Raw genomic sequence first — 26,730 nt, 5'->3', positions numbered from 1 at the left:
AAATTACTTTCGAACGTAAATTTAACTACTAAAAGGATGAATATGGAACTTTATTTAGATACTGCTGATGTAAAATCGGTTAAAAGATTAGCAAAAATATTACCGATACAAGGGGTAACAACTAATCCTAGTATTGTGGCAAAAGAGAAAAAACCTATTTTTGATGTATTGAATGAATTACAAGCAGCAGTTGGTGCTAAAAGTCAATTATTTGCACAAGTTATCGCAAATAATGCTAAAGATATGATTAAAGAGGCAGAAAAATTAAGACTGTATTTTCCAACCATTGTAATCAAAGTTCCTGTCACTAGCGAAGGATTAATCGCAATTAAAGAGTTGTCAGCCCAGGAAATAACTACACTAGGTACGGCCGTTTATGGTGCAGGACAAGGATTTCTCTCAGCTTTAGCTGGTGCTAAATATGTCGCGCCTTATGTTAATCGTATCGATGCTCAAGGTGGTAGCGGAATTGAAGTCGTTGCTGAATTACAAACATTACTTGAGATGCATTGCCCCTCATCAATGATTTTAGCGGCAAGTTTTCGGACACCACGACAAGTCCTTGATTGCTTATTAGCTGGTTGTAAATCAATTACTATTCCAACAGATATTGCGGAATTATTCATTGCTGACCCTGCAGTAGACGCTGCGATTAAACAGTTTGATAATGATTGGATAAATGCTTTCGGCGATCTAAAGCTATAATGATTAACAATTGCAAATCTTACATATTTTAGTTAATGGTTATTTTTATAAAAACCTAAGTGGGAATTTGAACTTAGGTTTCTACTTATTGTGATGACAAAATAATCTATATTAATATTAACTTACCTTTAAAAAACTATGTCAAGCATGAATTGTCACCTTTAAAAATTATAATCTTATCTATCATTTAAACAGAACCAATACGTTTATTGCAAATTCCTATTATTTTTATTAAAGCATAGAGATAAACATGATGTTTATGCGGCAAAACTGATATCTTTAGCAGATAATGAGGTATGTTTTCAATTGTGACAAAACCATTTCAAAAATAATGATGTGAATGGCACATTTAAACCATCATTTTTTATCAACTAATAATTAAATTATCTTATTATTGAACGTTGATAATACTAGATGTTTTGCTGTGTATAATTTATCGGTGATAAATATTTTTTACATTCAGTGATTCGTTAAAAATACTATCGCCATAAATCGCAGTTTATTCTGTCAATTAACATAAAAAAATAAATAACGGGTTTATTTATAATTGCCTATTTACCATATTAGAACAATAACCACCGCTTACTGAAAGGTAATAGAAACCAACTAATATTTTAGGATTATCTTTACAATTTATCCCATAGCCATTCAAAGTTAATTTTGTTACTGCACTTAATTTGTTATCGCTGAGTTACTAATTTGTAGAAATATCGAAAAAATTTCGTTTTAATGCACAATTAATACTGATCGTAAAGTTAAACACTTGTTGCCAAATTTTTTGGAAGAAAAATTTTAAAAATTTATTATTTTTGTATTATGAGTCCGTTATTATTATTGGAATTTTAAATAAAATTCCTCGAAAAATTACGATTAATAAAACCAAACATATTTGGTATTCATTCAAATTTAAATAATTTTGTTTGTTGATCTAAATAACTGAGCAGATCGGGCATTCGATATTTTCCAGCCATTGATTTAATGCTCTCAGCTGCATCTTCTAATGCAATGCCAATTGCTGTCACATATAAAGGATGTGCACTTTTACCCCGTATGACTTCTATTAAATACTCACGATTACCTAAAAAAGGCTTTTTAGCAACACCTATTATAGGTATGGTTTGATTTAATGCATTATATAGATGACCGCCTAAACCAAATTTACCATGATCTAAATGTACATAACCATCAATGACAATCATGGTGATTTTAGATAAATCAATCTTAGTTAACAATGAGATTATGCAAGGTAACTCACGTTGATAAAATTGCCCCGATTGGTAAGGTGCGACATCGTTTTGATAATCACTAACTAAAGCAATAATATCATTCTTGCTATCAGTCCAACGCTCAAAGGTTATCCCCACTGTTTTGGCACGATTGGCAATATAATATACATCTATGGCAATAATCATTTTTAACAACCTTCGATAACAGTTTTTTATTATTAAAGTGATTTTTTTATTGTGAGTAACGGATATCCGCTAGTCCCTTCATATTGAAACGGTCATTTTGCTTTAGCATTTAATCTGCTATGAGTCGTTTTGCTAAATAAAAGGCAATTTTAATATTAACATTAAAATTGATAAAGATACTCTCACTCTTTTTTTATTTAAATAATCAATAATATTAAATCTCAATAATTGATAGAAATAGATGAATTGCTGATAAAACAATGCCCCATAATATTAACTCAAATTAGCAAATATTTACTCGGTTATTGGTTAGTTTTAGATCATAATAACGCGAAATAAATAATATTTTCTTTACATATGACGATTTAATTCGCACATTCCTATTAATTTATATGTAAAATTAACCGAACATAGAGTGTGCTATTTGTCTAATGTAAATCGAAGCATATAATGCCTCAAACCCAAAGCAAAGTTAGATAACAAGCTTAGATATCACTTAAAAGAACTGACTAGTCAGTACCAAAGTATGACTATTTTATGTTATAAAACTTACCAAAATCAGATAGGCTTGTTGATAAAAAAGCAAACTTATCGATTATTTTGAATTTATCCTATTGTTTTGGGGCATTAGCCCCTTTTTATGATTTTATTTTTTATAATTTGGCTAACTTTTTCTGCCAGTATTCTTGATATTGTGGCAGGCGTTTTTGTGCTGTTTGGTACACCTGTTTTAGTTCAGTAGTATCGAGTTTTCTTTGCAGTTTCTCCATGGCATAATCTTGTTTTTTCTGCATCATGTATGCCCTAAACAGTAGTGAGGCATCATAGACTTCACCCATATCCGGGGTGATTTTTTCAAGCTGTTTGATTGCCCGATAATTATCATCCTTATAAATCCCGGCGCTTAAAGCCTCATCCAAATACATTATACCGGGCTTAGAGTAATCAATGTTTGGGCTTCCTTTGGGACTGTCGAAGTAATAGTATTGTTTTCGCAGTGCGTATAATTTTTCTTTATCGGGCTCTTGTTTGTTCATTGCAACAGCAATCTTAGCAAAATCCATTACACCATAAATTAGCTGAGCTTGGTTTTTACCATAAATTCCCATACCCACTTGATAGGGGGTGCCACTGAAATCAATCACGATTTTTTTTCCAAAGCAATACGCCTGTTCTGCACCCCAAATAAGAGTAGAGTCGGGATTTATTTTATTCTGCACTTTATAAAATTGGATTATAGCGTCGAAAATGTAGGGATTGGTTATCGTTAATGGCGCAAAAATAATTGCTCTCCATGGGGAATCATAAGTTTCCAATTCTCTAACATCAAACCCGCGCTTTTTAGCTTGCAATGGTGTAATGATACAACGTGGGTTTTCGATAAAATCTTGTTCATCGATGATTAACGGTTCGGAATCGCTTTCTGGTTTAGGTGAGATGTTAAAGATAATTGGTTGACCGCTAACTTCTTCTTCATCCTCAAGAGCGTCTAAAACTAAATTATGAAAATTGGCATAAATCTCTTTTGCCAAAGGATCAGTCGCATCACTAAACAACTCTTTTAGTTTTCTTAAGCTATATTTTCCGTTACCAAAAAGGCTCGCAGCGAGAGTAATGATTTTGCGACTTTTATAGGGGATATCACAGTCATTAAAATAATCAGTTAGCGTAGCAAGATTTTGCGGTATTATATAAAATTGACTGGATAAATTAGGTTGTTCTTGATAGCTCAATTGCAATAATGCAATCGCAACCGCTGTTTCAGGCGTAATACCCCAATATTTTTCAAGAACACCACCAAAATAACTTGCCAAAAATTCGTGTTCATCATCGGTCTCAAGTGCAAATTTTATTGCCATATCCATATGTTTCACATCCGTCATTGCCAAAGCAATGGCAGCGAATGTGCCTGCGACAGAATTATCTTCATCTTGGAGATCTAAACAATGGTGAAATTTCTCCATTGTTAATTCAACAAATTTTCGTATTTTATCATGTAAACTTTCGTATATCGCTGCTTTGCGAAAAAAGGCATGAGAATTACTGGCTAGATCAGGATATTGTTTGATGATGCGAGCAAATTCAGGATAGTATTCAGGCTTGGTAACAAAATAAACATTAAGCCAATAACCATCAAATTTTTTAGAATAGCCTTTTGCCATTAAGCTATTTAAATAATCAAGTGCTTGTGAATATGCCTTCTCACTTTCTTCTTTGAAACGCAGATAGATTTTGCCATTTGTTGACATAGCTCTAGCAATAATAGCATCTGTTTCACAAAAAACATCATTTTCAGTAAAAGAGTTATAAGAATATGTATTTACATGTTGATTTATTGAATCTTCTATTACACGGGGTGTGTAATGAATTTCACCCAGCTGATCCCACTCTTGTTTTTGTATTATTGCTGGCTCATATCCAGCATTTATTAGAGGATTTAACCCTTTGTAAGCAACTTTAAAATCAAAATCTTTCCATTTGAATTGGAGGTTAGCCAGATGCCATTTATTAAAGTCAAAATCAGCATATTCTTCTATAAGACTTATACTTATTTTTTGGGGTTTTGCTTCACCAGAATGAAGATATTTTTTTAATAATGCTAAAATTCTATCCGTTTTAAGATGCAGAATAACGCCATCTGAAGCAAAATACGCTTTAACTGTATCAGATAAGAGTTCGATATCATATTCATCCGATTTTTCAAGTTTTTGAAGATTTGCCTCTATATTTTTTGCTAATTCATTAAGGTGATCCTCATTCAAGCGTTTATCCGCTAATGGTTGAAATTGATTGAAAAATGCAATTTTAAAGTAATTTTCGGTAAGACCCTCAAAAAAATCTTGATCAACCATTTGTTGTAATTTAGGTTTTAAAAATTGTGTTAAATATTGGATGATAAGTATTGGATTATGATACTGCATATCACAATTGTGTTCTGTATAATCAATATAGCGATTGTCATAGTTCAGGCTACAAATTTTAATACATCCTTTACTGAACGTTCTGATGAAAAATCCGTAAGTAGCATTGGGAAGTTTAAAGGCTGGGATATTATCACTTCCACCAGAGCGAATTGTCTCGACTAATTTTTTAACTTGAATCACCACCTCTTCAGCTATATCTTTAAAAAAAGCGGTTAGATATTTATCAACTAAACCATGAATACCTGTTAAATTGCTTTGATAATTGTCATAAATGTATTTCAAAACTCCCTTAGCATTCTGTTCTTTTATCAATATATTTGAATGTTTAATAGGTAAAAGATAAGCTAAGATATCTAAATGAATTGGAGAAACCAAAATAACAAAATCAGAAAAAATAGCTTCAAGTACATTTTTTATTAAAGTTTGAAATACTGTTTCTGATGCACTAAGAACTTTAAGTTTATTGAAAGTAGCTACGACATCAAATTGATCACCTTGTCTAATATGCTTTTGAACCATATTTTTAAGATTTTCAAATTCTAGTTCTTGCGCTGTTTTGGTTAAAGTTTCTTTTTCAACCGGGTTATTAATTTCTTTTGTTGGTTGTTGAACGGGAGATACCTTACGTAACTCTTCAAAATCAAATGGGTTAGGTTGACCTCCATATGACCATCCTTGAAGATTAAACCACGGTTTTTCTTTACCGTCATCCTTCACATCTTTGGGTGGTGTGGGTTTGGGGTGATATTTCGGTTTTGGGGCATCGGGCATTTTGATAATTTGACTTAATCGGGCAATCGCTGGCAATAGCGTTGCTGGTATGGTTTTTTCTTGATAGCCCTTTTTAATTTTTGATTTTATTATTTTTATTGCTTCTTTTTCTGCTTCCTCCTGCGAAGCAAAGGTCTTGGTATGCTTTTGTCCTTCGGTTCCAATTTCACCATAAAGCACTGTGTAAAGATTGTCTTTTTGATCGATATACCAAAATTTATTATTCACTTCATCAATGCATTCAAAATATTGATTCATTGTTTTATGTTTTCCTTATACTTATCTTTTTTATATTTATCAGAATAATTTGAATTTATCCTGTTTATTGGGGCATAAGCCCCAATTAGTAAGCCTTTTTATTAATTATAATTTCGCTAACTTTTCCTGCCAATATTCTTGATATTGTGGCAGACGTTTTTGTGCTGTTTGGTACACCTGTTTTAGTTCAGTAGTATCGAGTTTTCTTTCCAGTCTCTCCATGGCATAATCTAGTTTTTTCTGCTGCATATATGCCATAAACAGTAGTGAGGCATCATACACTTCACCCATATCCGGGGTGATTTTTTCAAGCTGTTTGATTGCCCGATAATTATCATCCTTCAAAACCCCAGCGCCTAAAGCCTCATCCAAATACATCATACCGGGCTTAGAGTAATCAATGTTTGGGCTTCCTTTGGGACTATCGAAGTAATAGTATTGTTTTCGCAGTGCGTATAATTTTTCTTTATCGGGCGCTTGTTTGTTCATTGCATCTGCAATCTTAGCAAAATCCATTACTCCATAAATTAGCTGAGCTTGGTTTTTACCATAAATTCCCATACCCACTTGATAAGGTGTGCCACTGAAATCAATCACGACCTTTTTACCAAAACGGTACGCTTGTCCAGCGCCCCAAATGATAGATGAGTTAGCGGTTATTTTTTTTCTAGGTTTAATAAATTCAATCAGATGGTCAAATAGATAAGGATTAGTTATCGTTAATGGGGCAAAAACAAATGCTTCCCACGATGAACCATCAGAATCTAATTCATCGATATTAAACCCACGCTTTTTAGCTTCCAATGGTGTAATGACACAAGGTGGATTTTCGATAAAATCTTGCTCATTAATGATTAGCGATTCGGCATCGCTTTCTGGCTTAGGTGAGATGTTATAAATAATTGGTTGACCGCTAACTTCATCTTCATCCTTAAGAGCTTCTAAAACTAAATCATGAAAATCTGCATATATCAACTTTTCTTGCGGATTCGTCGCATTATTAAATAATTTTTTTAACTTTTTAAGACTATCACCAGGTTCACCAAAAAGATATTTTACTAAATAAGTCAATTTACAATATGGATTTTTTGGCTCGTTACTTCTGTAATAATCGGTCAAACTAGCTAAATTTTGCGGAATTTTATAAAATTGACTGGATAATTCAGACATATGTTGACCTTGAGTTAATTGCAATAGCGCAATCGCAACCGCTGTTTCGGGCGTAATACCCCAATATTTTTCAAGAACAATACCAAAATTACCTGCCAGATATTCATGGTCACCATCGGTTTCAAGTGCAAATTTAATAGCCAAATCCATATGTTTCACATCCGTCATTGCCAGGGCAATAGCAGCAAATGCCCCGGCGATTGAATTATATTCATCTTGTAAATCAAAACTATAATCAAATTCATACATGGTTAAGTCAACAAACTCTCGAATTTTATCATGTAAACTTTCGTACATGGCTGCTTTGCGGAAAAAGACATGTGAACAACAAGCGATTCCTCCTGCCCCTAGCTCTAATTCTTCAAAGTCTTCATAGTCTTCAATATATTTAGCGAATTCAGAATAGTATTCAGGCTTGGCAACAAAATAAATATGAAGCCAATGCCCTTCAAATATATTTGAATAACCTTTTGCCATTAAGCCATTTAAATAATCAAGCGCATCCGAATATGCCTGTTCACTTTCTTGTTTGAAGCGTAAGTAAATTTCACCACCCGTTGGCATGGCTCTGGCGATAATGGTGTCAGTTTCACAAAAAACATCAGTTTCAGTAAAAGTATCATAAAAACGTTCGGTTTCTGATTGATTGTCTGAATTGTCTTTTTTTCCTAACTTATTATCAATAATGCCCAGCTTATCCCACGCTTGTTTTTGTAGAATTGCTGGTTCATATCCTTTATCAACTAAGGGTTGAATATGTATATCAGCATATTTAAATCCAAAATTTGCCCATTCAAACTGTAAATCAACTAAACGCCATTTGTTATAATCAAAATCTTCGTATTTCCTTAACAAAGAACGTCCCTTCGATTCAGCCTCTTTTTCACCCGAATAAAGATATTTTTTTAATAATGCTAAAATTCTATCGGTATCATAATTATCAATAATGCCATTGAAGGCAAAATATTCCTCAACCGTGTTAGTTAGCAAATCTGCATGATATTCTTCTGATTGCTCCAGATATTTTAGGTCGCTTTCAAGCTCAAGTATCTTGGTTTGTCGGTAGGTTTGTTCTATTGGTGTTTCGATAAGAATATTATCCGGTTGACAAAGACTAATTCTGAAATATTTACTAGTCATATCACCAAAAAAACCATCATCCAGCATTTTTTGAAGTTTTTCGGTAAGTAGTGGAACTAAATATTGATTATTTATCTCAACACCATAAATACTCGCATTATATTCTAGCTCATTTATACTTTCTGAATAATAGCGTTTGGAATTTCGTTCATTGAATAAAGCATAGATTTCCAGCGTTTTATAATCAAAGGTGATATTAAAGCCACAAACATTTTCAGGGAATTTGTTAGCTGGAATATTTTTTTCATCTTCTGCCTGAGTAGTATCAAAAATACTCTGTAATGCGTTAACTATTTTATCCACCATTTGTATCGGATAATCGGAAAGATATTGTTCAGCCAGACGATGGATTGATTCGACGTGAGTCTTGTTGTGGTCATAAATATATTTCATCACGCCTTGGGCAAAGATGCCTACAAATTTATTTTCTGGATCTCTAATTTTCAAAAGATAAGTAATGCAATCAAAATGCATAGGTGAGATGTTCTTCATAAGTTTTGAAAAAATGAGTTGAAGCATCTCTCTGATAAAAATTTGAAATTTAAGATCATTTGGACTTAATGCTTTTAATTGTTCAAATGTCGCTTCGATATCGAATTGCTCACCTTGCTTTATATAGTTTCGTAACAATATTTTTAAGTTATCAAATTCTTGTTCTTGTGGTGTTTTAGTGACTATCTCTTTTTTAATCGGGTTATTAATTTCTTTTGTTGGTTGTTGAACGGGAGGTACCTTACGTAACTCTTCAAAATCAAATGGGTTAGGTTGACCTCCATATGACCATCCTTGAAGATTAAACCACGGTTTTTCTTTACCGTCATCCTTCACATCTTTGGGTGGTGTGGGTTTGGGGTGGTATTTCGGTTTTGGGGCATCGGGCATTTTGATGATTGTTTGGCTTTGCTTTTCTATGCAGGTTGATTGTTCAAACGCTGGTGGGATTGCTTTTTTTGTGCAGGTTGATTGTTCAAACGCTGGTGGGATTGCTTTTTCCTCATAGCCCTTTTTGATTTTCGATCTGATCAGTTTGTTGGCTTCTTTTTCCGCATCGGCAGGCGATAAAAACGTTTTAACTTGTGTTTGTCCTTTTGCCCCTACCTTACCAAATACGACTGTTAGTGATTCGTTTTGTTTGGTGATATACCAAAATTTGTTTGACTGTAGGTCGCTATATTCTAGATACTTTTTCATTGTGTTATGTTTTCCTAATACTTATCTTTTTTATATTTATTAGAATAATTTGAATTTATTCTGTTAATTGGGGCTTAAGCCCCAATTAGTAAGCCTTTTTATTAATTATAATTTGGCTAACTTTTCCTGCCAGTATTCTTGATATTGTGGCAGGCGTTTTTGTGCTGTTTGGTATACCTGTTTTAGTTCAGTAGTATCGATTCTTTGCAGTTTCTCCATGGCATAATCTAGTTTTTTCTGCTGTATATATGCCATAAACAATAGTGAGGTATCATACACTTCGCCCATATCCGGGGTGATTTTTTCAAGCTGTTTGATTGCCCGATAATTATCATCCTTATAAATCCCGGCTGCTAAAGCCGCATCCAAATGCATTATACCGGGCTTGGATTTATCAATGTTTGGGCTTCCTTTGGGACTATCGAAGTAATAGTATTGTTTTCGCAGTGCGTATAATTTTTCTTTATCGGGCTCTTGTTTGTTCATTGCAACAGCAATCTTTGCAAAATCCATTACTCCATAAATTAGCTGAGCTTGGTTTTTACCATAAATTCCCATACCCACTTGATAAGGGGTGCCACTAAAATCAATCACGACCCTTTTACCAAAACAGTAGGCTTGTTCAGTGCCCCAAGCGATAACAGAGTTGGGATTTATTTCATTCTGCACTTTATAAAATTGGATAATAGCGTCGAAAATGTAAGGATTAGTTATCGTTAATGGCGCAAAAATAATTGCTTTCCATGAGGAATCATGAGTATATAATTCATTGAGATCAAACCCGCGTTTTTTAGCTTGCAATGGCGTAATGACACAAGGTGGATTTTCGATAAAATCTTGCTCATCGATGATTAACGGTTCGGAATCGCTTTCTGGTTTAGGTGAGATGTTATAAATAATTGGTTGACCGCTACCTTCTCCTTCTTCCTCAAGAGCTTCTAAAACTAAATTATAAAAATCAGCATAAATCAATTTCTCTTGCGGATCAGTCGCATTATTAAATAATTTTTTTAACTTTTTAAGACTATCACTAGGTTTACCAAAAAGATATTTTACTAAATAAGTCAATTTACAATATGGATTTTTTGGCTCGTTCATACTGTAATAATCGGTCAAACTAGCTAAATTTTGCGGAATTTTATAAAATTGACTGGATAATTCAGACATATGTTGACCTTGAGTTAATTGCAATAGCGCAATCGCAACCGCTGTTTCGGGCGTAATACCCCAATATTTTTCAAGAACAATACCAAAATTACCTGCCAAATATTCATGGTCACCATCGATTTCAAGTGCAAATTTAATAGCCAAATCCATATGTTTCACATCCGTCATTGCCAGGGCAATAGCAGCAAATGCCCCGGCGACTGAACTATATTCATCTTGTAAATCAAAACTATAATCAAGTTCATACATAGTTAATTCAACAAACTCTCGAATTTTATCATGTAAACTTTCGTACATCGCTGCTTTGCGGAAAAAAACATGTGAACAACAAGCTATCCCCATCCCTAGTTCATATTCTTCAAAGTGTACATATTTTTTAACGTATTTAGCGAATTCAGAATAGTATTCAGGCTTGGCAACAAAATAAATATGAAGCCAATGCCCCTCAAATATATTTGAATAACCTTTTGCCATTAAGTTATTTAAATAATCAAGTGCATCGGAATATGCCTGTTCACTTTCTTGTTTAAAGCGTAAGTAAATTTCACCACCCGTTGGCATGGCTCTGGCGATAATGGTTTCAGTTTCACAAAAAACATCAGTTTCAGTAAAAGTATCATAAAAACGTTCGGTTTCTGATTGATCGTCTGGATCGTCTTTTTTTTCTGGCTTGCTATCAGGCTTGTTATCAATAATGCCCAGTTTATCCCACGCTTGTTTTTGTAGAATTGCTGGTTCATATCCTTTATCAACTAAGCATTCAACACTGTTATAAGCATATCTATAATCAAAATTAGCCCATTCAAACTGTAAATCAACTAAATGCCATTTGTTATAATCAAAATCGTCGTATTTCCTTAACAGTGAACGTCCTTTCGATTCAGCCTCTTTCTCACCTGAATAAAGATATTTTTTTAGTAATGCTAAAATTCTATCGGTATCGTATTGCTCAATAACGCCATTAAGGGCAAAATATTCCTCAACCGTGTCAGTTAGCAAATCTGCATAATATTCATCTGATTGCTCGAGATATTTTAGGTCGCTTTCAAGCTTAAATATCCTTGTTTGTCGGTAGGTTTGTTCTATTGGTATTTCAATAAGAATATTATCTGTTTGGAAAAGGGCAATTCTGAAATATTTATCAGTCATACCACCAAAAAAACCATCATCCAGCATTTTCTGGAGTTTTTTGGTAAGTAATGGAACAAAGTATTGATTATTTATCTCAACGCCATAACTAGTCCCATCATATTCTAGCTCATTTAGACTTTCTGAATAATAGCGTTTGGAATTTCGTTCATTGAATAAAGCATATATTTCCAGCGTTTTATAATCAAAGGTGATATTAAAGCCACAAACATTTTCAGGGAATTTGTTAGCTGAAATATTTTTTTCACCTCCTGTCTGGGTAGTTTCAAAAATACTCTGTAATGCGTTAACTATTTTATCCACCATTTGTACCGGATAATCGGTAAGATATTGTTCAGCCAGACAATGGATTGATTCGGAATGAGTCTGATAACGGTCATAAATATATTTCATCACACCTTGCGCAAAGATTTCTTGGAAAAGAATTTCTGGATCTCTGATTCTCAAAAGATAAGGAATGCAATCAAAGTGAATAGGTGATATTTTCTTCATAAATTTTGAAAATATCATTTGAAGCATATCTTTGATGAAAATTTGAAATTCCTTATTGTTTGGACTTAACGCTTTTAATTGTTCGAACTTAGCTTCAATATCGAACTGCTCACCTTGCTTTATATATTTTCGTAACAAAACTTTTAAGTTATCAAATTCTTGTTCTTGTGGTGTTTTGGTGACTGTCTCTTTTTTAATCGGGGCATTACTTTGTTTTGGTGGTTGTTTAACTGGAGCAACTTTTTTAGGCGGAACTTTACGTAACTCATCAAAATCAAATGGGTTAGGTTGACCCTCATCAGCCCATTCATCAAGATCAAACCATGGTTTTTCTTTACCGTCATCAATCACATCTTTGGGTGGTGTGGGTTTGGGGTGGTATTTCGGTTTTGGGGCATCGGGCATTTTGATAATTTGACTTAATCGGGCTATCGCGGGCAATAGGGTTGCTGGTATGGTTTTTTCTTGATAACCCTTTTTAAGTTTTGATTTTATTATTTTGCAGGCTTCTTTTTCTGCTTCCTCCTGCGAGGCAAAGGTCTTAGTGTGTTTTTGCCCTTCGGTTCCAACCGCACCGTAAAGCACCGTGTAAAGGTTATCTTTTTGCTCGATATACCAAAATTTATTATTCACTTCATCAATGCATTCAAAATATTGGTTCATTGTTTTATGTTTTCCTTATGGTTAATTTTTTATATTTATCAGAATAATTTGAATTTATCCTGTTTATTGGGGCATAAGCCCCTTTTTATGATTTTATTTTTTATAATTCCGCTAACTTTTCCTGCCAATATTCTTGATATTGTGGCAGGCGTTTTTGTGCTGTTTGGTACACCTGTTTTAGTTCAGTAGTATCGAGTTTTCTTTCCAGTCTCTCCATGGCATAATCTAGTTTTTTCTGCTGCATATATGCCATAAACAGTAGTGAGGCATCATACACTTCGCCCATATCCGGTGTGATTTTTTCAAGCTGTTTGATTGCCCGATAATTATCATCCTTATAAATCCCGGCTCCTAAAGCCTCATCTAAATACATTATACCGGGCTTAGATTTATCAATGTTTGGGCTTCCTTTTGGACTATCAAAGTAATAGTATTGTTTTCGCAGTGCGTATAATTTTTCTTTATCGGGCGCTTGTTTGTTCATTGCAACAGCAATCTTTGCAAAATCCATTACACCATAAATTAGCTGAGCTTGGTTTTTAGCATAAATTCCCATACCCACTTGATAGGGGGTGCCACTGAAATCAATCACGACCTTTTTACCAAAACAGTAGGCTTGTTCAGTGCCCCAAATGATAACAGAGCGGACACCTATGTTATTTTGCACTTTATGAAATTGGATAATAGCGTCGAAAATGTAGGGATTAGTTATTGTTAATGGCGCAAAAATAACTGCTCTCCATGGGGAATCATAAGTTTCCAATTCTCTAACATCAAACCCGCGTTTTTTAGCTTGCAATGGTGTAATGATACAAGGTGGATTTTCGATAAAATCTTGCTCATTAATAATTAACGGTTCGGAATCGCTTTCTGGTTTAGGTGGTGTAAATTCAATTTTATTACCCACCGCTTTATTTTTTTCATTCAATGCTTCCCAAACCAGATCATGGAAATCAGCATATATCAACTTTTCTTGCGGATCAGTCGCATTATTGAATAATTTTTTTAACTTTTTAAGACTATAACTAGGTTCACCAAAAAGATATTTTACTAAATCAGTCAATTTACAATATGGATTTTTTGGCTCATTACTTCTGTAATAATCCGTCAAACTAGCTAAATTTTGCGGAATTTTATAAAATTGACTGGATAATTCAGACATATGTTGACCTTGAGTTAATTGCAATAACGCAATCGCAACCGCAGTTTCGGGCGTAATACCCCAATATTTTTCAAGAACAATACCAAAATTACCTGCCAAATATTCATGGTCACCATCGGTTTCAAGTGCAAATTTAATAGCCAAATCCATATGTTTCACATCCGTCATTGCCAGGGCAATAGCAGCAAATGCCCCGGCGACTGAATTATATTCATCTTGTAAATCAAAACTATAATCAGATTCATACATGGTTAAGTCAACAAACTCTCGAATTTTATCATGTAAACTTTCGTACATGGCTGCTTTGCGGAAAAAGACATGTGAACAACAAGCTATTCCTCCTGCCCCTAGCTCTAATTCTTCAAAGTCTTCATATTCTTCAACGTATTTAGCGAATTCAGAATAGTATTCAGGCTTGGCAACAAAATAAATATGAAGCCAATGCCCCTCGAATATATTTGAATAACCTTTTGCCATTAGACCATTTAAATAATCAAGCGCATCCGAATATGCCTGTTCACTTTCTTGTTTAAAGCGTAAGTAAATTTTACCGTCCGTTGGCATGGCTCTGGCGATAATGGTGTCAGTTTCACAAAAAACATCAGTTTCAGTAAAAGTATCATAAAAACGTTCGGTTTCTGATTGATTGTTTGAATCGTCTTTTTTTCCTGGCTTGCTATCTCTAATGCCCAGCTTATCCCATGCTTGTTTTTGTAGAATTGCTGGTTCATATCCTTTATCAACTAAGCATTCAACACTGTTATAAACATATTTATAACTAAAATTTTCCCATTCAAACTGTAAATAAACTAACCACCATTTTCTAAAATCAACATGGGTGTGTTTCCATAACAGAGAACGCCCTTTCGATTCAGCCTCTTTTTCCCCCGAATAAAGATATTTTTTTAATAATGCTAAAATTCTATCGGTATCGTATTGCTCAATGATCCTATTATAAGCAAAATATTCTTCTACAGTGTCAGTTAGCAATTCTACATCATATTCATCTGATTGTTCGAGATATTTTAGGTCTCTTTCAAGCTCAAGTATCTTTGTTTGTCGGTAGGTTTGTTCTATTGGTGTTTCGATAAAAATATTGTCCTTATTGCAGAAAGCAATTCTAAAATAATGATCAGTAATACCTTCAAAAAAACCACTATCCAGCATTTTCTGGAGTTTTTCGGTAAGTAGTGGGGTAAAATATTGATTATTTATCTGATCATTATACTGAGGCTGATTATACTCAATATCACTAATAGCAAATGATTGATAACTTTTTGGATTCTCGCCTCGAATTAAAGCGAGTATTTTCAGATATCTTTCATCGAAGGTAATATAAAAACCATAAGTATGATTCGGTAATTTGAAAGCTGGAATATTATCTTCACCACCAGCTCGAATTGTGTCAACAATGTGTTGTAACGTGCTGGCTATTTTGTCTGCCATTTGTACTGGATAATCGTTAAGATATTCTTCAGCCAGGCGATGAATTGAATCGGGACGGGTTTGATAATTGTCATAAATATATTTTAATGCTCCTTGAGCATAAAATTCTTTCACTACAATATTGGGATCTTTGATTGTTAGAAGATAGGTTATACAATCAAAATGCATTGGGGATATTATGTTGATGAATTTTGAAAAAATAACTTCAAGAGTATCTTTAACTAACGTTTGAAATACCTTAGTACTTGGACTCAACACTTTTAATTGTTCAAACGTCGCTTCGATATCGAACTGCTCACCTTGCTTTATATATTTCCGTAATAAAACTTTTAAATTATCAAATTCTTGTTCTTGTGGTGTTTTGGTGACTGTCTCTTTTTTTATCGGGGCATTACTTTGTTTTGGTGGTTGTTTAACTGGAGCAAATTTTTTAGGCGTAACTTTACGTAACTCATCAAAATCAAATGGGTTAGGTTTACCTTCATCTGCCCATTCATCAAGATCAAACCATGGTTTTTCTTTACCGTCATCAATCACATCTTTGGGTGGTGTGGGTTTTGGGTGATATTTCGGTTTTGGGGCGTCGGGCATTTTGATGATTGTTTTTTCTGTGCAGATTGATTGTTCAAGCGTTGGTGGGATTGCTTTTTCCTCATAGCCCTTTTTGATTTTCGATTTTATCAGTTTGTTGGCTTCTTTTTCCGCATCGGCAGGCGAAGAAAACGTTTTAACTTGTGTTTGTCCTTTTGTCCCTATCTTGCCGAATACTATGGTTAGTGATTCGTTTTGTTGGGTGATATACCAAAATTTGTTTGACTGTAAATCGCTATATTCTAGATACTTTTTCATCGTTTTATGTTTTCCTTATATTTATCTTATTTATTATATTTATCAGAATAAATTAAATTTATCCTATTGTTTTGGGGCATAAGCCCCTTTTTATAATTTTGCTAACTTTTCCTGCCAGTATTCTTGATATTGTGGCAGGCGTTTTTGTGCTGTTTGGTACACCTGTTTTAGTTCACTATTATCGAGTTTTTTGTGCAGTTTCCCCATGGCATAATCTAGTTTTTTCTGCATCATGTATGCCCTAAACAGTAGTGAGGCATCATACACTTCGCCCATATCCGGGGTGATTTTTTCAAGCTGCTTGATTGCCCGATAATTATCATCCTTATAAATCCCGGCGGCTAAAGCCCCATCCAAATGCATTATACCGGGCTTGGATTTATCAATGTTTGGGCTTCCTTTGGGACTGTCAAAGTAATAGTGTTGTTTTCGCAGTGCGAATAATTTTTCCGTATCGGGGGCTTGTCTATTCATTGCAACAGCAATCTTAGCAAAATCCATTACACCATAAATTAGCTGAGCTTGGTTTTTACCATAAATTCCCATACCCACTTGATAAGGGGTGCCACTAAAATCAATCACGACCCTTTTACCAAAACAGTACGCTTGTTCAGTGCCCCAAATGATAACAGAGCGGACACCTATGTTATTTTGCACTTTATGAAATTGGATAATAGCGTCGAAAATATAGGGATTAGTTATCGATAATGGCGCAAAAATTACTGCTCCCCATGGGGAATCATAAGTTTCCAATTCTCTAACATCAAACCCGCGCTTTTTAGCTTGCAATGGTGTAATGATACAAGGTGGATTTTCAATAAAATCTTGGTCAACTATTGTTAACGGTTCAGATTCGCTTTCATATTTAGGTGGGAGATTATAGATAATTGGTTGACCACTCTCTTCTCTTTCTTCCTCAAGAGCGTCTAAAACTAAATTATGAAAATCAGCATAAATATCTTTTGCTAAAGGATCAGTAGCACGATTGAACAAATTTTTTAACTTCTTCAAGCTATATTTGCCATCTCCCCAAAGACATTCTACCAAGGTAATAATTTTGCGACTTTTAAAAGGGAAATCGCAGCTATTAAAATAATCAGCTAGCTCAGCAAGATTTTGCGGTATTTTATAAAATTGACTGGATAAATCAGGGGGATCTTGTTGACTTAACTGCAATAATGCAATCGCAACTGCTGTTTCAGGCGTAATACCCCAATATTTTTCAAGAACACCACCAAAATAACTTGCAAAAAAATCGTGTTCATCGTCGGTCTCAAGCGCAAATTTAATTGCCATATCCATATGTTTCACATCCGTCATCGCCAAGGCAATAGCAGCAAATGTCCCAGCGACAGAATTATCTTCATCTTGGAGATCTAAACAACAATGAGATACCTCCATTGTTAATTCAATAAATTCTCGTATTTTATCATGTAAACTTTCGTACATCGCTGCTTTGCGGAAAAAGGCATGTGAATCACTGGCTAATGTTTCAAATTCTTCAATAATCTTGGCTAATTCAGGATAGTATTCTGGTTTAGCAATAAAATAAATCCTAAGCCAATACCCTTTAAATATTTTTGAATAACCTTTTTTCATTAAGCCATTTAAATAATCAAGTGCATCTGAATATGCCTGCTCGCTTTCTTGTTTAAAGCGTAAATAAATTTCACCGTCCGTTGGCATGGCTCTGGCGATAATAGTGTCAGTTTCACAAAATATATCATTTTCAGAAAAAGTATGATAAAAACGCTCCGTTTCTGATTGATTACTTAAATCGTCTTTTTTTTCTGGCTTGCAATCATTAATGAGCTGCTGTTCCCACGCTTGTTTTTGAATAATTGCTGGCTCATATCCTTTATCAACTAAGTCTTGAATATAGATATCAGCATATTTAAATTCAAAATTTTCCCATTCAAACTGTAAATCAACTAAACGCCATTTGTTATAATCAAAATCGCAGTATTTATTTAGTAGAGAACGTCCTTTCGATTCAGCCTCTTTTTCACCCGAATAAAGATATTTTTTTAGTAACACTAAAATTCTATCGGTATCATGTTTTCTTACAATACCATCAAAAGCAAAATATTTATCAACAGTATTAGTTAACAAATCTGCATCATATTCATCTGATTGCTCCAGATATTTTAGGTCTCTTTCAAGCTCAAATAGCCTTGTTTGTCGATAGTTTGGTTCAAGTGGTGTTTCAATAATGATATTGTTTATTTGACAAACTACAATGTTAAAATAATTATCAGTTATACCATCAAAAAAACCATCATTTAGCATTTTTTGGAGTTTTTCGGCAAGTAGTGGAAAAAAATATTGATTATTTATTTGATCACAATAACTTTCCGGATCATATTCAAGCTCATTTATATTTTCTGAATAATATGTTTTTTGATTGCATTTATATGTTAAAGAATTTATTTCTAGAAATTTATCCATTCCCCGATTTTTATAATCAAAAGTAATATAAAAACCATTAATTTGATTCGGTAATTTGTAAGCTGGGATATTATCTGCGCCACCTGCTCGGATAGTATTCACAATGCATTGTAATGCGTTAACTATTTTAGTTACCATTTGTACCGAATAATCGGTAAGATATTGTTCCGCCAGACTATGGATTGATTCAGAGCGAGTCTTGTAGTGGCTATAAATATATTTCATTACTCCTTCAGCAAAGAGCCCGCTAAAAGTAATTTTTGGATCTTTGATTCTCAAGAAATACGTAATGCAATCAAAGTGAATAGGCGAAATATTCTTGATAAATTTTGAAAAAATGAGCAGAAGCATCTCTTTAATAAAAATTTGAAATTCATTATTGCTTGGGCTTAATGCTTTTAATTGTTCAAACGTCGCTTCGATATCAAACTGCTCACCTTGCTTTATATAACCTCGTAACAATAATTTTAAATTATCAAATTTTTGTTCTTGTGGTGTTTTGATGGCTGTCTCTTTTTTAATCGAGGCATGAATTTCTTTTGGTTGTGGCTGAATAGGAGTAACTTTTTCAGACGACATCTTACGTAACTCTTCAAAACCAAATGGATTAGATCGACCTCCATATGACCATCCTTGAAGATTAAACCACGGTTTTTCTTTACCATCATCAATCACATCTTTGGGTGGAATGGGTTTGGGGTGTTGTTTTGGTTTTGGAGCATCAGGCATTTTGATGATTGTTTTTTCTGTGCAGGTTGATTGTTCAAGCGTTGGTGGAATTGCTTTTTCCTCATAGCCCTTTTTGATTTTTGATTTGATCAGTTTGTTGGCTTCTTTTTCCGCATCGTAAGGCGAAGAAAACGTTTTAACTTGTGTTTGTCCTTTTGTCCCTATCTTACCAAATACGATTGTTAGGGATTCGTCTTGTTGGGTGATATACCAAAATTTGTTTGACTGTAGATCGCTATATTCTAAATACTTTTTCATTGTGTTATGTTTTCCTAATACTTATCTTTTTTATATTTATTAGAATAATTTGACTTTATCCTGTTTATTGGGGCATAAGCCCCAATTAGTAAGCCTTTTTATTAATTATAATTTGGCTAACTTTTCCTGCCAGTATTCTTGATATTGTGGCAGGCGTTTTTGTGCTGTTTGGTACACCTGTTTTAGTTCAGTAGTATCGAGTTTTCTTTGCAGTTTCTCCATGGCATAATCTAGTTTTTTCTGCTGTATATATGCCATAAACAGCAGTGAGGCATCATAGACTTCGCCCATATCTGGGGTGATTTTTTCAAGCTTTTTGATTGCCCGATAATTATCATCCTCAAAAACCCCAGCTGCTAAAGCTTCATCCAAATACATCATACCAGGCTTAGATTTATCAATAACAGGACTCCCTTTTGGACTATCGAAATAATAATATTGTTTTCGCAGTGCGAATAATTTTTCTTTATCGGGCGCTTGTTTGTTCATTGCAACAGCAATCTTAGCAAAATCCATTACACCATAAATTAGCTGAGCTTGATTTATACCATAAATTCCCATACCCACTTGATAGGGGGTGCCACTAAAATCAATCACAACCTTTTTACCAAAACAGTATGCCTGTTCAGCGCCCCAAAGGATAACAGAGCGAGTACCTATGTCATTTTGCACCTTACAATATTGGATAATAGCATCGAAAATGTAAGGATTAGTTATCGTTAATGGCGCAAAAATAACTGCTCTCCATGAGGAATCATAAGTTTCCAATTCTCTAACATTAAACCCACGCTTTTTAGCTTCCAATGGCGTAATGACACAAGGTGGATTTTCGATAAAATTTTGGTCAACTATTGTTAACGGTTTGGAATCGTTTTCATATTTAGGAGGGAGATTATAGATAATTGGTTGACCGCTAACTTCTCCTTCTTCCTCAAAAGCTTCTATAACTAAATTATGAAAATCTGCGTATATCAACTTTTCTTGCGGATCAGTCGCATTATTAAATAATTTTTTTAACTTTTTAAGAGCATAACTAGGTTTATAATTATCAAAAAGTTCTATTACTAAATTAGTCAATTTACAATTTGGGTTTTTTGGCTCATTCCTTCTGTAATAATCCGTCAAACTAGCTAAATTTTGCGGAATTTTATAAAATTGACTAGATAATTTAGCCGTATGACACTCATAACTTAATTGCAATAACGCAATCGCAACCGCTGTTTCGGGCGTAATGCCCCAATATTTTTCAAGAACAATACCAAAATTACTAGCCAAATCTTCATAGTAACTATCGATTTCATTAGCAAATTTAATAGCCAAATCCATATGTTTTACATCCGTCATTGCTAAGGCTATGGCGGCGAATGTCCCGGCGACTGAACTTTCATTTTGTATTTCAAAACTTTTATGATCTTGATACATGGTTAAGTCAACAAACTCTCTTATTTTATCGTGTAAACTTTCGTACATCACTGCTTTGCGGAAAAAGGCATGTGAACCACAGACTATACCTCCTATCGCTAGCCCTAGTTCTGATTCTTCAATGTCTTTAAGGTATTCAAAGTCTTCAACATATTTAGCAAATTCAGAATAGTATTTAGGCTTGGCAACAAAATAAATATGAAGCCAATGCCCCTGAAATATTTCTGAATAACCTTTTGCCATTATTCCATTTAAATAATCAAGCGCATCGGAATATGCCTGTTCACTTTCTTGTTTAAAGCGTAAGTAAATTTCACCGCCCGTTGGCATGGCTCTGGCGATAATAGTATCAATTTCACAAAAAACATCATTTTCAGTAAAAGTATTATAAAAACGTTCGGTTGCTGATTGATAGCGTGAATCGTCTTTTTTTTCTGACTTGCTATCAATAATGCCCAGCTTATCCCACGCTTGTTTTTGTAAAATTGCTGGTTCATATCCTTTATCAACTAAGCATTCAACACCGTTATAAGCATATCTATAATCAAAATTAGCCCATTCAAACTGTAAATAAACTAACCACCATTTGTTATAATCAAAATCTTTGTATTTCCTTAACAGAGAACGTCCTTCCGATTCAGCCTCTTTTTCACATGAATAAAGATATTTTTTTAGTAATGCTAAAATTCTATCGGTATCATAATTATCAATAATGCCATTATAGGCAAAATATTCCTCAACCGTGTCAGTTAGCAAATCTGCATAATATTCATCTGATTGCTCGAGATATTTTAGGTCTCTTTCAAGCTCAAATACCTTTGTTTGTCGGTAGGTTTGCTCTAGTGGTATTTCAATAAGAATATTATCTGTTTGGAAAAGGGCAATTTTGAAATATCTATTAGTCATATCACCAAAAAAACCATCATCCAGCATTTTCTGGAGTTTTTCGGTAAGTAATGGAACAAAATATTGATTATTTATCTGATCACAATACTGAGGCGCATTATACTCTAGATCACTAATATCAAATGTTCGATAATTTTTTGGATTCTCGCCTCGAATTAAAACGAGTATTCTCAGAAATACTTCATCGAAGGTAATATAAAAACCACAAACATTTTCAGCTAATTTGTTAGCTGGAATATTATCTTCTCCACAGGCTCGAATAGTGTCAACAATGTGTTGTAACGTGCTGGCTATTTTATCTGCCATTTGTACCGGATAATCGGTAAGATATTGTTCAGCCAGACGATGGATTGAATCGGGACGGGTTTGATAATAGTCATAAATATATTTCAATACACCTTGAGCATAAAAATCTTTTACCACTATGTTGGGATCTTTGATTGTTAGGAGATAGGTTATACAATCAAAATGCATTGGCGATATTTTATTGATGAATTTTGAAAAAATAACTTCAAGAGTATCTTTAACTAACGTTTGAAATACCTCAGCACTTGGACTTAATGCTTTTAATTGTTCAAATGTCGCTTCGATATCGAACTGCTCACCTTGCTTTATATAACTTCGTAATGATATTTTTAAGTTATCGAATTCTTGTTCTTGTGGTGTTTTGGTTAAAGTGCCTTCTTTGATCGGGTTATTAATATTTTTTGTTAGTTGTTGAACGGGAGGTACTTTACGTAACTCTTCAAAATCAAATTCTACAAGATTTCTCCACGGTTTTTCTTTACCATCATCAATCACATCTTTAGGTGGAATCGGTTTTGGGTGGTATTTGGGTTTTGGGGCGTCGGCCATTTTGATGATTGTTTTTTCTGTGCAGGTTGATTGTTCAAGCGCTGGTGGGATCGCTTTTTCCTCATAGCCCTTTTTGATTTTCGATTTTATTAGTTTGTTCGCTTCTTTTTCCGCATCGGCAGGCGAAGAAAACGTTTTAACTTGTGTTTGTCCTTTTGTACCTATCTTACCAAATACGATTGTTAGGGATTCGTCTTGTTGGGTGATATACCAAAATTTGTTTGATAATGTATCTTTAAACTCCAGATAATATTTCATTTCCTATATTCCTAATTATAATTCTATGTCAGTTCTTATAAATAAATTGAAAAGTAATTAATATAAGTTTTTGAGTTTATAAAATTTTGATTATAAAAACGACCATTATTTTGCTAGCACTGAGATAGAATTAGATAAGTTCTTATATTGAATTCAAATCATATCACTTTCTAATATTTTAGGATTTCTGTATATTCCTTTTGAATAGTGATTATAAAAAAGATAGTTGAATTAATTTTGTCTATTAATTTTCTTTATATAAACATTCGAAACTGTTTTTTTAAGGGGAGTTTGTAGAATAACATTCTAGATTAATAAAGTTGTAAAGAAAATACTTTACACTTTCTACAAGCGATATTGCACCAAAATTTAAAATAACGATATTTATTGCCGCTTTGCAATACAATTAAACTGTTTTGTAGGCTTGTATTGAGTGTTTGGAATGTTTTTTAGGTAATAAATACTGTTAATTCCTTCAATGTAGTTAATATTTAATTTTATTACTCATTACTAACTATTTTTATACATATTAGCAATAACTATGATATGGTAATCACAATTATTTGGTAACTACAGGCATTAATCTTGTTGATGAGAAATGACGCATCACACAAAGTTTACCACTTAGTATGAGGTCATACACAAAGCCCCTACGGACGCACTCTAATTTCAAAAAAAAGCTATAGATGCGAAAATACTTTATTATTTGGCACTATAATCTTATTTGAATTGCCATATAATGCTCGAATACGTTTGAATAACGTCAAACTGTCTCACTAATTCCTACTACTTTTAACTATTAAATGGCAAAACTACTTATCAAAGAGAATGATCGCCAGTTAGCTTTCGTGTGAAATTTGTCGAGCATGAGTTGAGTCTAAGATTTGAGGTGTAACTTCATTTTCTTTTCATCGAGCGATGATTGAACATCTTGATTCATGTCAAAAATTTAATGTCATACCCGTTAGATTGAAACTGAATTTAATAATGCAAATCAACCAGTTAAAATATAAACCCAACAAAAATGCAGAAAGAAAACGCATACCTTGATTGAAATTGAGCCATGCGTCATAAACTGAATTTACCAGCAAAATAGTTAACCGACTTATCTTTTGTAACTAAATTTTACCCTGCACAATGTTTAATCATAAAGCAGCAATGAATCTGTTTATTACGCTTGAAATCTAATGAAATGGTTTTTTCACTAATATCCTCTGCCTGCAAATTAAGTTCCTTGAGGCCCATATAATCAAGTTTAAAGCCACGCTTATTATTCGAAAACATAATCACACCATTAGGACGTAATAAACGTTTTAAATTTTTCATAAGATCTAAATGATCACGTTGTACATCAAATGTGTTAGACATACGCTTTGAGTTAGAGAAAGTCGGTGGATCAACAAAGATTATATCAAATTGTTCGGAACTCTCGCGTAAATAAAACAGGCAATCTGCTTGAATAATACGATGATTTTTACCGGTTAATCCATTTTGCTTTAGGTTACGATCTGCCCATTCTAAATACGTGCGTGACATATCCACAGTAGTGGTCGTTTTGGCACCACCCAACCCAGCATAAACTGTAGCACTACCGGTATAAGCAAATAAATTTAAGAAATCTTTTCCTTTCGTTAAATCACCGAGCATCTTACGAGCAATACGGTGATCTAAAAACAAACCAGTATCTAAATAATCCGTTAAATTAACCCAGAATTTTGCGTTATATTCGTTAACTAAAAAGAAATCCTGCTTTTGCGCTAAACTTTGATACTGTTTTTTACCTTTTTGCTTTTCTCGTGATTTTAGGATTAACTGATTTGCATTCAAAGCTAACACTGACATGGTAGCATTAATGATATCAAATAGACGCTGTTTCGCTTTAGCCATATCAACTGTTTTCGGTGCAGCATACTCTTGAACGACCACTTTATCTTTATATTGGTCGATTGCTACATTGTATTCTGGTAAATCTGCATCATAAAGTCGATAACATTCAATCCCTTCCTGTTTTGCCCATTTTGCTAATTTTAGGCTGTTTTTACGTAAGCGATTTGCAAAATCAGTAGCCGGTATGATGTTATCTAATGAATTTGTATTATCTCGCTTAGCGATGTAATAATTTTTTTGTACACAATCTAATGGACCATTTTTGGCTTTAAATATTCTATCAGCACGCATTTGCAAACAATCCAGCAATTGTGGTGCTGCGCTAAATAATGATAAATGCCATCCGCCAAAAAAGTGTTTAACTCGCTGACCTAGCGTAGTATGTAACGCAATTAATGCCGGCTCACTCTCTAATCGTTCACCATAAGGCGGATTGCTTATTATAAGACCAATTTGGTCAGGATAAGGATTGGTGAGTTGTGTCACATCTTGCACGACAAAGTCAACATACTGCCCCACACCAGCTTTATTAGCATTTTGTTTAGCTTTTTTAATTACCTGAGCATCATTATCATAACCTACAAATGGCGTGGTTACTGGTTTAATCTGTTCTTTAGCTTCAAACAGTACTTCATTCCATAATGTGGCATTAAAATTTTTCCATGCTAAAAAACCCCAATTTTTACGTTTTAAACCGGGAGCAATATTAGCTGCCATCATTGCGGCCTCTATTAATAACGTTCCAGAACCACACATCGGGTCAATGCAGACTTGATCATATTGCCATCCAGAACGCTGTATAATTGCTACAGCTAGATTTTCTTTTAGTGGTGCTTCACCGGTTTTCTCACGGTAACCGCGTTGATGTAAACTTTCGCCACTGAGATCTAACGATAAAGTTATACGATTTTTTACCAAGAATGCATGAATCCGAATATCTGGATTATCTTTAACAACGTTAGGTCGTTCTGCCATTTTACGACTGAATACATCCACAATGGCATCTTTAATCTTTAAAGCACCGTATTGGCTATTACGAATAAAATCATTAGTTCCAACAAAGTGAATCATAAAGGAGGTATCGACATTAAAAATATTAGTCCAGTTAAGATTAAGTACACAGCTATAAAGATCTAGATCACTATAAATATCGAATTCAGCAATCGGTAGAAAAATGCGTGATGCTAATCGGGACCAAAGTAAACTACGATATAAGGTTTTATCATCAGCTTCAAAACTAACCCCACCTTGCACGATCTGACAAGCGGTTGCTCCAATATCTTGTAACTCTCGTTTGAGGAGTTCTTCATGCCCCCGCGGACAACTGGAAAATAATTTATTCATTTAATATCACAATACTATAAAATTGTTGTTAATTATATACAGGTTTACTGATTAAACCTAATTTAAACATACAAAAAAGGAAGCCTTAGCTTCCTTATCGCATTTGATTATCGTTCATTGCTAA

At 33.9% G+C, this 26,730-nt stretch carries 9 protein-coding genes; 1 reads left to right on the top strand and 8 read right to left on the bottom strand.

What is annotated here, in order from left to right:
* Positions 1 to 42: 42 nt before the first annotated feature.
* Complete coding sequence (gene fsa, locus JMI89_RS07085; RefSeq protein ID WP_187754940.1) at positions 43 to 705, top strand: fructose-6-phosphate aldolase; 663 nt, start codon at positions 43 to 45, stop codon at positions 703 to 705.
* An 896-nt stretch (positions 706 to 1,601) separates the two neighbouring features.
* Here fsa and JMI89_RS07080 read toward each other — a convergent pair.
* The 8 genes from JMI89_RS07080 to rlmKL form a co-directional block, all read right to left on the bottom strand.
* On the bottom strand, positions 1,602 to 2,126 hold the full coding sequence (locus JMI89_RS07080; RefSeq protein WP_255562861.1) for an endonuclease V: 525 nt from the start codon (positions 2,124 to 2,126) through the stop codon (positions 1,602 to 1,604).
* Positions 2,127 to 2,770: 644 nt separating this feature from the next.
* A complete protein-coding gene (locus tag JMI89_RS07075) occupies positions 2,771 to 6,070 on the bottom strand; it encodes a DUF6138 family protein (RefSeq protein ID WP_220679664.1) in 3,300 nt (1,099 codons plus the stop codon).
* 105 nt (positions 6,071 to 6,175) lie between these two features.
* Complete coding sequence (locus JMI89_RS07070) at positions 6,176 to 9,571, bottom strand: DUF6138 family protein (RefSeq protein WP_220679663.1); 3,396 nt, start codon at positions 9,569 to 9,571, stop codon at positions 6,176 to 6,178.
* Between the two features lie 105 nt (positions 9,572 to 9,676).
* Positions 9,677 to 13,042, bottom strand: coding sequence for a DUF6138 family protein (locus JMI89_RS07065; RefSeq protein ID WP_220679662.1), 3,366 nt, complete (start codon positions 13,040 to 13,042; stop codon positions 9,677 to 9,679).
* Between the two features lie 100 nt (positions 13,043 to 13,142).
* Positions 13,143 to 16,499: a DUF6138 family protein gene (locus JMI89_RS07060; protein WP_220679661.1), complete on the bottom strand. Its 3,357-nt coding sequence runs from the start codon at positions 16,497 to 16,499 to the stop codon at positions 13,143 to 13,145.
* A gap of 90 nt (positions 16,500 to 16,589) precedes the next feature.
* On the bottom strand, positions 16,590 to 19,934 hold the full coding sequence (locus tag JMI89_RS07055) for a DUF6138 family protein (RefSeq protein ID WP_220679660.1): 3,345 nt from the start codon (positions 19,932 to 19,934) through the stop codon (positions 16,590 to 16,592).
* A gap of 105 nt (positions 19,935 to 20,039) precedes the next feature.
* Positions 20,040 to 23,375 (bottom strand): DUF6138 family protein, encoded by a 3,336-nt coding sequence (locus JMI89_RS07050; protein WP_220679659.1) that lies wholly within the window; start codon positions 23,373 to 23,375, stop codon positions 20,040 to 20,042.
* 1,125 nt (positions 23,376 to 24,500) lie between these two features.
* Positions 24,501 to 26,606 (bottom strand): bifunctional 23S rRNA (guanine(2069)-N(7))-methyltransferase RlmK/23S rRNA (guanine(2445)-N(2))-methyltransferase RlmL, encoded by a 2,106-nt coding sequence (gene rlmKL / locus JMI89_RS07045; protein ID WP_220679658.1) that lies wholly within the window; start codon positions 26,604 to 26,606, stop codon positions 24,501 to 24,503.
* Positions 26,607 to 26,730 lie beyond the last annotated feature (124 nt).

The sequence above is a fragment of the Frischella sp. Ac48 genome (assembly GCF_019641635.1).
GTDB lineage: Bacteria > Pseudomonadota > Gammaproteobacteria > Enterobacterales > Orbaceae > Frischella > Frischella japonica.
Note: the sequence above shows the minus strand (reverse complement) of the source record. Positions and strands in the feature narration are given on the sequence as shown.